Source organism: Pseudoalteromonas sp. 1_2015MBL_MicDiv (assembly GCF_002407505.1).
In the GTDB taxonomy this organism is placed as follows: domain Bacteria; phylum Pseudomonadota; class Gammaproteobacteria; order Enterobacterales; family Alteromonadaceae; genus Pseudoalteromonas; species Pseudoalteromonas fuliginea.
Window position 1 is genome coordinate 2,374,558 of the sequence record NZ_CP012737.1, and the last position, 13,166, is coordinate 2,387,723.

13 protein-coding genes are annotated in these 13,166 nt (G+C 38.3%); 9 read left to right on the top strand and 4 right to left on the bottom strand.

What is annotated here, in order from left to right:
• Positions 1–15: 15 nt before the first annotated feature.
• The 3 genes from AOR04_RS10685 (at position 16) to AOR04_RS10695 (ending at position 2,192) form a co-directional block, all read left to right on the top strand.
• Positions 16–954: a LysR family transcriptional regulator gene (locus AOR04_RS10685; protein ID WP_007375280.1), complete on the top strand. Its 939-nt coding sequence runs from the start codon at positions 16–18 to the stop codon at positions 952–954.
• A 175-nt stretch (positions 955–1,129) separates the two neighbouring features.
• Positions 1,130–1,573 (top strand): ferritin-like domain-containing protein, encoded by a 444-nt coding sequence (locus AOR04_RS10690; RefSeq protein ID WP_096793334.1) that lies wholly within the window; start codon positions 1,130–1,132, stop codon positions 1,571–1,573.
• 223 nt (positions 1,574–1,796) lie between these two features.
• Positions 1,797–2,192 carry an ExbD/TolR family protein gene (locus tag AOR04_RS10695; RefSeq protein ID WP_007375282.1) on the top strand — a complete coding sequence of 132 codons (396 nt, stop codon included), beginning with the start codon at positions 1,797–1,799 and terminating at the stop codon, positions 2,190–2,192.
• Positions 2,193–2,593: 401 nt separating this feature from the next.
• On the opposite strand, the gene AOR04_RS10700 is transcribed toward AOR04_RS10695, so the two are convergent.
• From AOR04_RS10700 to AOR04_RS10710, 3 genes are read right to left on the bottom strand one after another with little or no spacing between them, the layout of a single operon-like run.
• The gene (locus AOR04_RS10700; RefSeq protein WP_096793335.1) at positions 2,594–5,629 is read right to left on the bottom strand and encodes a TonB-dependent receptor plug domain-containing protein; all 3,036 of its coding nucleotides are present in this window, start codon (positions 5,627–5,629) and stop codon (positions 2,594–2,596) included.
• A gap of 9 nt (positions 5,630–5,638) precedes the next feature.
• On the bottom strand, positions 5,639–6,715 hold the full coding sequence (locus AOR04_RS10705; RefSeq protein WP_007375284.1) for a FecR family protein: 1,077 nt from the start codon (positions 6,713–6,715) through the stop codon (positions 5,639–5,641).
• Positions 6,712–7,284, bottom strand: coding sequence for a sigma-70 family RNA polymerase sigma factor (locus AOR04_RS10710; protein WP_007375285.1), 573 nt, complete (start codon positions 7,282–7,284; stop codon positions 6,712–6,714). The genes AOR04_RS10705 and AOR04_RS10710 overlap by 4 nt, the downstream gene beginning before the upstream one ends.
• 118 nt (positions 7,285–7,402) lie before the next feature.
• Here AOR04_RS10710 and AOR04_RS10715 point away from each other — a divergent pair, with 118 nt between their 5' ends.
• Entirely contained in the window at positions 7,403–7,918 is a 516-nt protein-coding gene (locus AOR04_RS10715; protein ID WP_033028297.1) for a DUF2937 family protein, read from the top strand.
• On the opposite strand, the gene AOR04_RS10720 is transcribed toward AOR04_RS10715, so the two are convergent.
• Positions 7,898–8,785, bottom strand: a complete 888-nt coding sequence (locus AOR04_RS10720) for a LysR family transcriptional regulator (protein ID WP_096793336.1) — start codon at positions 8,783–8,785, stop codon at positions 7,898–7,900. The two genes, AOR04_RS10715 and AOR04_RS10720, sit on opposite strands and share 21 nt — an antisense overlap.
• A gap of 121 nt (positions 8,786–8,906) precedes the next feature.
• On the opposite strand from AOR04_RS10720, the gene AOR04_RS10725 reads away from it, so the two are divergent.
• From AOR04_RS10725 to AOR04_RS10745, 5 genes are all read left to right on the top strand, one after another.
• Positions 8,907–9,557 carry a peroxiredoxin-like family protein gene (locus AOR04_RS10725; protein WP_096793337.1) on the top strand — a complete coding sequence of 217 codons (651 nt, stop codon included), beginning with the start codon at positions 8,907–8,909 and terminating at the stop codon, positions 9,555–9,557.
• Positions 9,557–10,324, top strand: a complete 768-nt coding sequence (locus tag AOR04_RS10730; protein ID WP_096793338.1) for a haloacid dehalogenase type II — start codon at positions 9,557–9,559, stop codon at positions 10,322–10,324. The genes AOR04_RS10725 and AOR04_RS10730 overlap by 1 nt, the downstream gene beginning before the upstream one ends.
• Before the next feature lie 224 nt (positions 10,325–10,548).
• Positions 10,549–11,157, top strand: coding sequence for a PilZ domain-containing protein (locus AOR04_RS10735; RefSeq protein WP_096793339.1), 609 nt, complete (start codon positions 10,549–10,551; stop codon positions 11,155–11,157).
• Positions 11,158–11,214: 57 nt separating this feature from the next.
• Positions 11,215–12,270 (top strand): agmatine deiminase family protein, encoded by a 1,056-nt coding sequence (locus AOR04_RS10740; RefSeq protein WP_096793340.1) that lies wholly within the window; start codon positions 11,215–11,217, stop codon positions 12,268–12,270.
• Positions 12,267–13,160, top strand: a complete 894-nt coding sequence (locus tag AOR04_RS10745; protein ID WP_096793341.1) for a carbon-nitrogen hydrolase — start codon at positions 12,267–12,269, stop codon at positions 13,158–13,160. The genes AOR04_RS10740 and AOR04_RS10745 overlap by 4 nt, the downstream gene beginning before the upstream one ends.
• The last annotated feature ends 6 nt before the right edge of the window (positions 13,161–13,166 follow it).

Genomic DNA, 13,166 nt, shown 5'->3' on the forward strand with positions numbered 1-13,166 from the left:
GCTAAAGGACACACAATGAATATAAGTAAAATAGATTTAAATTTACTGGTTTACCTCGACACACTACTACGAGAATGCAACGTAACACGCGCTGCAAACCAGTTGAGTATTACACAACCTGCAATGAGTAATGGCCTTAAACGTCTTCGTAACCTATTTAACGATCCTATTTTAGTTCGTACCAGCGATGGTATGGTCCCAACTGAGCGTGCTTTGGAGTTACAACCTGTTATACGTGGCATATTAATGACTCTCGAAGAAACTCTAGCACCTAATCGAGAATTTGAGGCAAGCCAAAGTAAACGTGTGTTTAGGATTATGGCCAGCGATTACGCTGCAAGTACCCTAGCGCCTAAACTGCTTAGTAAATTACATGACGAGGCACCCGACACCACATTAGATATACTTACCCCAAGTGATGTGACTTTTCATGATGTAGAAAATGGTAAAGTTGATATGGCTATCAATCGTTTTGAAAACTTACCACAATCTTTTCATCATAAGCGTATTTGGAAAGACAGTTTTTGCTGTTTAGTAAAAGCCGATAATCCAATAATTGAAAGCTTTAGCCTTGATAGCTATTTAAAAGCACGCCATATTTGGGTAAGTAAAACAGGTTTTGGTGTTGGTGTAGGAATGGATCCAAAAGACGTGCAAAAGCTAGGGTGGGTTGACGAAGCCCTCGCTCACTTTGGTAAACATCGTAATATCGCTACATTTACGCGTAATTACCATGTAGCGATTCATTTAGCAAAAGAGAAAAACCTTATTGCCACTCTACCATCTAAAGCCGCTAATATTTATGTCGACGATCCAGGACTTAAAATACTAGAACCTCCTTTTCCTATTCCTCCTTTTGAACTTGATATGATTTGGAGTCCACTGCTACACCGAGATGCGAGTCATATTTGGTTGCGCCAAAAAGTAGCTGAAGTTGCCGAGGAACTAAAGTAGCTTTATTACATAATACCTTGTAAAAATTGCTAGGCTAATAGAAAAAATTAACCTAGCAATTTAAAAATAAATAATAAAGCAATTAATATCAAATATTTATACATGAAAGGCATTATGGAATGACCTTTGCTTTAATTAAATCGAAGTTTATATTCATTTAATTAAAGAGGTCATTATGAACACCCATCAAGGATCAGAAGTAAATCATATTACAGACATCATTCAAGTAATGAACAGTGGCATCGACTTTTATGAAAAAGCCCTAGAAAAAATTGAAGACCCTGCAATTGGCGCTCTTTTTCAGCGCATGATCGATGCACGTAAAGTGAGTGTTGAGCGCTTGCAGCCCTATGCTATTAATGAAAAAGGTGAACGCGAAGATGGCTCTTCGTTCGCTATTGAAGCACGCCGTGCATACACTGAACTGCTCACAACATTTAGCTCACACAACGACAGCACCTATGTGAAGGAGCTAGAGGAAGTTGAGGATAAAACCCTTGAAGAAATTAAAGCCGCGATGGATAAACCACAACCTGCTGACTGTGAAGCTGCTTTGGCTAAAACACTACTAACAATGCAGAGTTGCCATGCAGAAATGAGTCGCATGAAAAACCATTAAACTTGATTTTGACGCCAAGCACCCAGCCATAGCGCTGGGTTTTTTATTGTCTTAAAGTATTCATTTATTTTACCTTACATATAACGACATAATTTATACAAATATTTAATATTATTAGAATATTTAATTAACTATATTTTATTTTAGCTGTGCTAGTTTTATTAATAGGATCCTGAAATCTTGCTGTGGCGCCGCAGCTTTAAATTATAAATAAGGTCCCAATATGAAAAAAAAACTAGCTCAACTGCAAAATAATGCTGATGTAGATATGACTCCAATGTTAGACATTGTATTTATACTACTCATTTTCTTTATTGTTACTACTTCATTTGTTAAACCTGTGGCCATTGAGTTAAATCGTCCGCTCGATAGCCCTCAAATAGATAAACCGGTTAAAAATGCTTTATTTAGTATAGATGAAAGTAATGGGGTTTATTTCTCAGGTAGGTTGATTGACTTAGAGCAAGTGTCGACTAACCTAGCAATGTTTGCCGCAAAATATGAAATAAGTTCAGTATTGATAAAAGCTGACGAAAACAGTAATCACAACACCCTAATGAACGTGATGAATAATATTAAAGAGTATGAAAACTACTCCATTTCTTTAATCTCGAAATAATACTAAGCGGATTAAATGTGGTCTATTTAACGATAAGAAAATCGTGTCGATAACCAGGTAAAAATTTCGTTGTTTAGTTGTTCCATATCAGAAATTTTTAACACAGTTAGCGACAGGTTTAAGCCCTCAAATTGATCAAGTATTATTGCGGATGGGTATTATACCAACCTGCTTATATATGGGTCTATTTAACGTTAAGAAAATTACGCTAGAACTAGGCAAAAATTTTTGTATTTAGTTGTTCTAAATAAAAAATTTTTAACGACGTTATAGTGCAATTTAATTCGTTAAATTGATCAAAGATTTATGCAGGTTGGTATTAGATATAGGATAACTCCTTAAAGTAACAAAAAAGGGCCTTGCGGCCCTTCAACTTTAAATAACAATAGGAGAGTTATTTATTAAAAACGATATTCTGCGCCTATGTAGTAATAAGCACCATTAAAACCAAATGGAGCTGAACGGCGAGAGTATTCAAATACACCGGAGCTGCTTACTACAGTGTTACCGTTAGCATCAACGATTGTGCCTGAACGTGAGTTACCAATTTTGTTTTTGTCTGGGTAAACGTCAAACAGGTTATTAGCACCAATATTCACAGATAAATCTTCTGTTACGAAGTAATTAACTTTAACATCCGTTAAGATTTCTGCCGAATAAGTTTGGCTATCACCATCCTCTACGGTGTATTCACCAAAACGATTCAGTGATAAATTAACCGTCCAGTCATCACGTTGATAAAGCGCGCTTAAATTAATGCGATCCTCTGGTTGCCACTCTTCGATGATTGAAATCTCTTGTTCCGAGAATACATCTTCAACCGGCACAGTTTCTAAACCAGAACCTGATGGCGTAAATAACGATACAACATCAGTTTCAGTAAAGTTAGCCGCAAGTGTAAAATCAAGCGTACCGCCTAAGCCTTCTGTATTCCATGTTGCAACAAAATCGATACCACGAGTTTCTGTATCTGCACCATTTAAGAAAAACTGACCAGCGCCTGCACCTGAGCTAACTAAGGCCGCATCTAAGCTTGAAGAAAGCCCTTTACCCAAACGGTTACTAATAACAATACGGTCGTCAATATCAATTGAGTAGTAATCAACTGTTAAGTTGATGTTATCTGTCATGTTGTAAACGATACCTAAACTACGGTTTTGAGATTTCTCTTCTTTGAGTTTTGGAATACCTAAACTTTGTGCAAGTGTTGAGTCATTTCTAAATGTCCCTACTTCCTCAGCAACTAATGTACCATTAGGGCCTGTCACGAACTGCGTACTAATATTGTTAAAGTATAGTTGTTGCATAGATGGCGCTCTAAAGCCTGAACTTAATGCACCACGTAATGAAATATCATCTGTAACCGACCAGTTACCCGCTAGTTTAAAGTTAACAGTATCACCAAAACCTTTGTAGTTATCGTAGCGAAGTGCGCCAGATATAATAACATCTTCAATAAAGTAGGCTTCTGCATCCATATAAAATGAAATAACATCGCGTGACTCGTCAACCGACGATGCTGGAGATGAACCACCAAAACCTTGTGTGCCACCAGATGCATCTTCACTGCCTACACCACCACTTAACCCATCGTAAATACTTACGCCATTGTTTGTATCATAATCTCGGTATGCATATTCATTACCTTCTAGGATACGGTATTCGTCAGTACGAATCTCAGCACCCATTGCTAAAGAATAATCATCAAAGTTTTGTGTGAAATCAAGATTGATTGTTTGTAGTGAGAGCTCCATGCCATAAGCGTATGCTTCACGTGGAATAGTTGTACGAATATCAGCTGCACTTAAGCCTTGGTCGTAACGTAAAAAATTAGCGTATGAAGCATTAATTGTGTCACTTGTCGTGTAATCAATGCTGTTTTCACCGTAAGTGTAGGATAAATCTAAGCTAGCATCGTTATCAAATTGTGTCTTATAACCAAAGTTATATGAAATATCATCGATCGTTGTGTTGATTTTTGGTAAAAAACCTAGCGGAATCGTCGCATCATTATCTTGTAGTACTGGATTGCCACCCGCATTTGCATTGTGACGGAAAAATGCAGCTGATTCGTTATCACGCGTTGAATAAGTAATAAAGCCATAAAGCTCGCCATCGCCTAACTCATAACCTGTGTTAATTGTTAAACCAAACTGTTGAGAGTCGGCATCACCAATTCTAAATGTATCTCTGTCTGCGGTCACTTCTCGTGGATCGCCAGCCAGTAAAGTACCGTCACTTAATTCTGTACAACCGTAAAATTGGCATGAACCATGTAAACCAGCACGGTTAGTAGGTGAACGGTCGCGATAGTTAATTGTTGCATTTAAATAACCGTCATCGCCTAGTGCAAAACCTTTGTTAAAATCGACGTTAACTGTTTCGCCATCACCTTCTGAATATTGACCATAATTGATAGCCGCTTTACCGCCTTCACTACCATCTTTAAGTACAATATTAATTACACCGGCAATTGCATCAGAACCATACTGAGCCGCAGCGCCATCACGCAGAACTTCAATACGTTTAATAGCTGACGCAGGTATTGCATTCATGTCAGTACCCGCAGTACCACGTCCTACTGATGTATTAATATGAATAATACTTGCTTGGTGGCGACGTTTACCATTGATCAACACTAACGTTTGATCTGGACCTAAACCACGCAGTGTGGCAGGTCTTAATGCATCGGTACCATCACTAATCGACGAGCTTGAAAAGTTAAATGAAGGGGCAATAGACTGTAACATACGGCCAACTTCTGTTTGGCCCGTATTTTCAAGCGCTTCTGCACTTAGAATATCTACTGGAACGGGTAAATCTTCAACTGAACGTCCCGCTACACGGCTACCGACAATAGCAATTTTTTCAATTTTTTCTTGAGCAACTTCTTCTGCTGCATTCACACCTTGCGAATTTGCCGCAAGTAACGCTGGTAATATAGCTGCACTGACCGCTGAAAGCTTCATCATGTTGTTATCATTCCTGTTGATTTGTTTGAGTTTTATACTCAGTAATCCATTTTGATCAACAACCGCATCGAGCTCAGTTCCACCTAGTAATGCCTGTAAAGCATCAAGTTGGGTATAAAATCCATATACCGAATTTGCATCATACTGCTTAGCTAACTCATAAGAAAACACCACGGTTTGCTCTGTTTGCTTAGCAAATTCAATTAAGGCTTTGTCTGCTCGCTGCGCTTTTATATCAAATTGCACCATTTGCCCAGTGGTTTGCGTCGCGGCTTGTACACTGATGCTAAAAATAGCGGGGACAAGCACACTTAAACCACCCAATAAATACGTATGGTTACTGCGCAACTTATATAAACAGCTGACAAACAAAAATCCTCTATGGTTTTGTTTCTTTTTTTTAATCTTTTTTTTACGTGATATCTTTATAGGTGCAACTTTATCTAACATTAGCTTGATTTGCATAGCTGCTACTTATGATTCTGTATGGCGTTTAAGACTAACTACATGCTCGCCTAAGCGTTCATGATCAATCGAAAAATTAGTTTGTAAGCTCTCAAGTAAGCCAGCTACATCGCCGGCTTTAAATACACCAGCCACTTTAATACTAGCAAGTTCAGCTGACGACAATTCAAAACGCGTTGCGGTATAACGGCTTACTTCATTTAAAGCATCGCTTAATTGTTCACCATTGAAAATTAACATACCATTTTGCCATGCTAAATCGCGCTGAACATCGCCCGCAGAAAGTTGCGTTATCGGCTTTGTTATACTTTGCTCAATAATCGCTTTCTCGCCCGAAGTAACAATATTTGCATTAATTTTGCGAATTTTTTGCGTACTATTATCAGCAAGTTGATATGCTTTAAAATCATTAGCATCTACAGCAACACTTGGGTCGGTGATCATCACTTTACCTTCGGTAACCACAAGTTCTAAATCTGATGAAGTATTGCGTTGCACATTAAATACCGTGCCTAACGCGGTAAAGCTTTTATCACCAGCCATAACACTGAACGGACGCGTCGTATCTTTAGCCACATTAAATCGCCCTTCTCCACGACTGAGTAATAGCTGCCTGCGCCCTTTGCTGTAAGCAACTTCAAGTAAACTATTGGTATTTAACTGAACAATCGTTCCATCGGGTAAAACATAAGTAGCTTGCTCACCTACTTTCGTTTTATAAATTTTAGTATAATTAACTTTAGCAAGTTCTTGGTTATAACCATTTTCTAAATTGATCAGTAAATAGCTACACACCATTAATGCTGCAAATAAACTGGCTGCAATCGAGTAAGAAAACATCCATCTATTTTTAGACTGTTTGCTACTACGGTGCGGGAATAAATGACTTAATTCGTTTAAAACAGATATTTCATCCCAAAGCTGAGCAAGTTCATATACAGCATCTTGATGAGCAGTGCTTTGCATCATCCACAATTTAAATTGCTCTTTTTCGTCAGCACTTAAGCCGCGATCTATTGCACTTATCCAATTACAGGCTTTTTCGAGAATTAAATCTTTTGAGGTAAATTGATGTACGTTGCTCATTTTGAAACCCTCTCTAGGGGTAACGATTGCACTGACATAATACTTGCATCAGGAAGTTCGTGGGTTTTGTCATGCTCTCGCATATACAACATAGTCTGTAGTAATCCTTTGGCAATGTGCTTTTCAACCGTACTTTGACTTAATTGCATCTCGCTCGCTATCTCTTTTTGGCTCATGCCGTATACTTTTTTTAATATAAAACATTTACGAATTGATACACTTAATTGCTCTGTGGCTTTACAAAAAAGTAAAAAGCGCTCTTTAGATGTGTATTCATCTTCTAACTGCATTGATTTAAGTAATACAGGCAACTCACTGTCTTGCTCAAGGGATTCGTTAAATTTATTATCCCATTTAGCAATATGATTAAGTGCTAAATGCTTTGCTGTTTTAAGCATATAACTGCGAGTAAATTGAATATCTTGCTTTAAGTCAGCTTCATAGCTTTTTATAAATGTTTCTTGCACAATGTCTTCTACGTCATCGGGCTGAACTATTCGAGAGACAAAGCGCTTAAGTTGACTTGAAATATCAACAAATGTTGACGTAAACGTTATTTTTTTCGTCATCCTTAACTAGCACCTGTTGTTATTTTTATTACCTTTAGATTACGAGTTTTGAGCATAAAAACAAGCAAAATGTTAACTTTGGGTTATTTATATGTATTGTTTTTAAAAAGGAAAGTTTATGAGTAAACTTTTAGACTATATACGATTAAGTTTTTTTGCGTGTGGTTTACTTCTAGGTGTGCAAATACCTGCATTTGTGAGTGATTTTGGGCAAGCTATAAATGCGCAGTTAATTGAAGCTAACAACGCAATTAAGCCATTTAAGAATGACGCAGCGCAATACTTTAATAATGACTTAGATAAACTCATTAAACATTATCAACATTTAGATGATGACATTATTAATAAAGGTGCAAACAATATTAATGTGTTAAATAAACGCCAGCAAGCTTTACAAGCAGCTGTTAATGCGTTTTCTGAATCTCCCTACTTATTTACCATAACCAGTAATTTAAGCGATATAAAACAGCAAGTATGGCAACGCTTTGAAGGTCAAATCATTTTAAAAAAAGACTCTATTATAGCCGCCATTGTTGCAGCCATAATTGTTGCCTTGCTTGCAGAGCTTACTGGTTATTTGTTTTTAACTGGAGTAAAACGCTCATTTAAACGCTTATTCGCAGCTCAAAAATAGTGATTTCATAAAATCATAAAATACATCGGTTTTGCGGGTTGTTAAACTATTTTGCGGACGTAAAAACCAAACAGGTGCATCATCTTGTGCCATTACCCCTGGCATAACTTCAACCAAAATACCGTTTTTAAGATCTTCATTAATCGCTATTTTTGACTTAATAGCAATACCATGACCTGCAATGGCAGCTTGTGTCATATTATCGGAGTTTGAAATAGTAAAACGAGTTTTAGCATTAAAGGTATAGATTTTTTTGTGTTCGTCAAAAAGCTTTAACTGGCGTTGCCACGGCAGGCAAACCCAATAATGTTCACTCAATTGCGTTAAATTTTCAGGCATGCCGTACTTTTCTATATAGCTAGGGGCTGCACACAGTATGCGACTATTGTTTACGATTTTACGAGAAAGTAATCCTGAGTCATTTAATTTTCCCACCCTAATTGCAACATCTTGCGCATCATCAACCACATTTACAAAATGATCCGTTATTAAAAAATCAAGCTTTAGTTCAGGGTAAGCTTGCTCAAACTCATTGAGTTTAGGCATTACGTATTTTGAAAAAACCCATGGGGGCATTGTCACTCTTAGTAAGCCACTTACCGATGAGCTACGCGCACCAATACTATGCTCAGCATCGCGTAAAGCTTCTATTATGGCGCCAACTCGGGTGTAAAATATTTCTCCAGCGGGAGATAACCGTACTCGTCTACTATCTCTAAAAACAAGCACTGTAGCAAGCTCTCGTTCTAGTTTACTTAAGCGATGGCTCACTGTTGCAGGCGATAAACGCTGCTCACGGGCAGCAGCAAGTACTCCCTTGTTTTCAACTACAGCTATAAATGTTTCTAGGTCGCTCAAATTATACACAAACTTGCCAATCTCTATTTTCAATGTTTAACATTTTCGAATGAAGCTTTCAGTTTTGCAATGTTTATTTAAATAACTGGAACACTATAATTGTAGATAGTTTAATTATTGAGGTTCAATCATGAGTTTAAAAGCGCAAATAGATGCCTATAACGTACAAAAAGAGGCCAAGTTACCAGCTGACGTTTTAGCATTAATGAACACTACAAACGAAGAGCTTATTGCACAGCATATTAAAGGTAATGCGTTGCAAATTGGTCAAAAAGTAGAAAACTTTAGCTTAGCCAACCATAACGGCGAAAACGTTGAGCTTGCGGATTTATTAAAAAAAGGCCCAGTAATTATTAGCTTTTATCGTGGTGGCTGGTGCCCATATTGTAATTTAGAGCTAAAAGCACTTAACGACTACTTACCACAATTTAAAACTCAAAGTGCTCAGTTAGTCGCAATATCACCACAACTACCTGATGAGACTCTCTCAACTGCACAAAAAAACAACCTTGAATTTGACGTGCTTTGCGATGTGAGCAATAAAGTAGCTGAGCAATTTGGTTTATTATTTACACTTGATGAGCGTATCCAAGCGTTATATACACAATTTGGTATTGATTTTGAACACTACTACGGTGATAAAAGCTTTAAATTGCCGCTACCGGCTACCTATGTAATAAACCAAGAAGGTGTTATTACATACGCATTTTTAAGCGAAGATTACACCCTACGCGCAGAACCTATTGATGTTATGGCAGCACTTGAATCGGAGAATAATTAATGTCTATTTTAAAATCGTTAAAAACACTCACTCTTTCACTACTTGTGGGCACAAGCCTTGTATCTGGTTACGCCGTAGCTGATGAACCAAAAGAACAAGCAAAACCTAAAGTGCTTATTTTTGATGTAAACGAAACCCTACTTGATTTAACGTCAATGCGCACCTCTATTGGTAAAGCATTAGGCGGACGTGAAGATTTATTACCACTGTGGTTTTCAACTATGCTGCACCATTCATTAGTAGATACAGTAAGCGGTAGTTATCATGACTTTGGGCAAATTGGGGTGGCGTCACTCCTCATGGTCGCTCAAAACAACAATATTGATATTACTAGTGAACAAGCTAAAACAGCTATTGTTACACCTCTTTTAACGCTTCCTCCACACAGCGATGTTAAAGAAGGACTGGCGAAACTCAAAGCACAGGGCTATAAATTAGTGAGCCTTACAAATTCTTCAAACAAAGGTGTAAAGGCACAGTTTGAAAGCGCTGGTTTAATATCTTACTTTGATGCACGTTACAGCATTGAAGATATTAAAATTTACAAACCAGACTTACGTGCTTATGAGTGGGTACTTAAAAAGTTAAATGTAGATCCAAATGAAGCAATGATGGTAGCAGCCCATGGCTGGGATGTTGCTGGTGCTAAAGAAGCTGGCTTACAAACCACTTTTATAGCACGCCCGGGTAAAGCACTTTATCCATTAGCTAAAAAACCAGATCACGTTGTGAAAGATTTACATGAATTAGCCGCTCTACTTAAATAAGTATGCGCTGATGAATCAATACCCAAGCGGCCAATGTTAGGATGACATTGGCCGCTTTTTTATAACTCCTAGAGCGTGTTGAACTTTACGGTATTTATTCTCATAATCAGCATGTTAAAAAATTGAATGTAAACAAAGTATTTAGCCCGCTATGCGTTATTTTATCTGCTAGCAATTTAGTACTCACAACGCTACTATTAACTAAATACGTGGTGGAGAGTGTAATGAAAAGTCAAAGATTAGGTGAGTTTGAGCAATACTTTCAAATTGATGAAAGTATTAGAGTGAATTTATTAGCTGTGACAAATAAGCAAGTCCCTAAGTCACAACTTGAGCTTGAAGACGATATTCCTCCATTATTTAAATTAGCCAACGAAGTCAGTGAACTCGAACAAAGTTCTTTGCGTCCTCTGCGTAACTTAGGCGATATAGCACAAGAGTTAGCCGCTTTTTTACAAGCGCAGTCACGTAAAATAGATTTAATAATGAGCCATATCTTGGCCTCAGAACAAGCCCAAGATAACGCAATCCAATGTGACAGCTATGGCGGTGGCGGTATTCGCTTTACATCACCAGAAGTACACTCAATTGGCCAAGCATTTAGAACAAAACTGTTTTTACATCACGAAGCATCTGCTGTGTACTGTTATACTGAAGTTGTGGCAGTAGAGAAACAAGATAGTGAACATTACCAATACACCCTGCTTTTTACCGCAATTAGAACCACCGACCAAGAACTTATTGTTAGAGCGAGTTTACATGCTCAAACCCGCCAACTTAAAAAACGTCAAGAACTTGAACTAAACCAAGGCGACCTAAACAGTGATAATTAGCTGACATCTTTATGTAAAATGCTAAACTAGCGTCATCTTAATTAGTATATAAAATTCATGAACTTTAGACTTTTACCAGAATGGGCCGAGCAAGACGCCGTTATGCTTACGTGGCCTCATAAAGACACCGATTGGGCCGACAACTTATCGCGTGTAGAACCTGTATATATTGAACTTGCTAAACACATAACAACGCAGCAACAGCTTGTTATTGTGGCGCATAACAGTGCCTTAAAAGTGCATATTACAGCTTTACTAAATAGTGCTAACGTCTCTCTTAATCGTGTTCATTTTGTAGTAACGCCTACTAACGATACATGGGCGCGCGATCATGGTCCGCTTACTTGCGCCGCTATTGATTCACCAGAGCAATTAAAAGTATATGATTTTACTTTTAATGGTTGGGGCAATAAATTTGAAAGCGCATTGGACAATCAAATTAATCGTACTTTGGTAAAAGAGCTAAGTAGCACAAACAACCAATATCAAGCGCTCGATATGGTACTTGAAGGTGGCGGTATTGAAATAAACGAGCACGGTGTGTTGCTAACAACCAGTGAGTGTTTGCTTAATAAAAACCGTAACCCTGATTTAAACCCAAATGATATTGAAGCACTTTTAAAAGAGCACTTAGGCGCGACCAGTTTTTTATGGGTTGAACATGGCTATTTAGCGGGCGATGACACCGACAGCCACATTGATACTTTAGTGCGTTTTGCACCAAATGATACCCTTGTATATGTGCAGTGTGACGATAAAACTGATGAGCACTACAGCGCACTTTATGAGATGGAAAAACAACTAAAAACCTTTAAAACTGCCGATAACACCCCATATAACTTAATTGAGTTACCGTGGCCAAAAGCCGCTTATGACGATGAGCAAACACGCTTACCGGCTACCTACGCTAACTACTTAATTATTAATAATGCTGTGCTTGTGCCAACGTATAATGATGCCAATGATGAGCGTGCTCTTGCGCAAGTTCAAAAAGCATACCCACAACACACTATTATTGGCGTTAATTGCCAACCAATAATTGAACAATTTGGCAGCCTGCACTGTATTACAATGCAATTACCTCGTGGATTTTTAGCTGGAGCAGCACAATGACAAGCCCTGCAAAATTAACCGTTGCGTTAGTGCAACAAAGCAATACCGATAACGCTCAGGACAATATGGCAAAATCAATGAGTGCCATTCGTGAAGCAGCTCAAAAAGGTGCAAAACTGGTTGTACTTCAAGAGCTACACCGAAGCCTCTATTTTTGCCAAACCGAAAATGTTGACGTATTTGATTTAGCCGAAACCATTCCAGGCCCTAGCAGTAATGCCTTAGGTGAGCTTGCTAAAGAGCTAGGCATTGTTATTGTAGCCTCTTTATTTGAAAAGCGCGCTACGGGCCTTTATCACAATACTGCGGTTGTATTAGAGAAAGACGGCAGCATTGCGGGTAAATACCGTAAAATGCATATTCCTGATGACCCAGGTTTTTATGAAAAATTTTACTTTACCCCAGGTGATATCGGTTTTGAGCCTATTCAAACCTCGGTGGGTAAATTAGGCGTGCTAGTATGTTGGGATCAATGGTTTCCTGAAGCTGCACGTTTAATGGCAATGGCAGGCGCTGAAGTGTTAATTTACCCAACCGCTATTGGTTGGGATCCTAACGACGACATTGCTGAGCAAACTCGTCAAAAAGATGCGTGGGTTATTTCCCAGCGTGCCCATGCTGTTGCCAATGGTGTGCCAGTAATTAGTTGTAATCGCGTAGGTCATGAAAGTGACCCAAGCGGGCAAAGCGATGGTATTGCGTTTTGGGGGAATTCGTTCATTGCAGGCCCACAAGGTGAATTATTAGCAGAGGCTAATAATACTGATGAGCAAATTTTAGTGGTTGAAATTGATCAAAAACGCTCAGAAAACGTAAGACGTATCTGGCCTTTCTTACGTGATAGACGAATTGATCACTATAAAGACCTAACAAAAATATACCGAGACTAAGTAAAC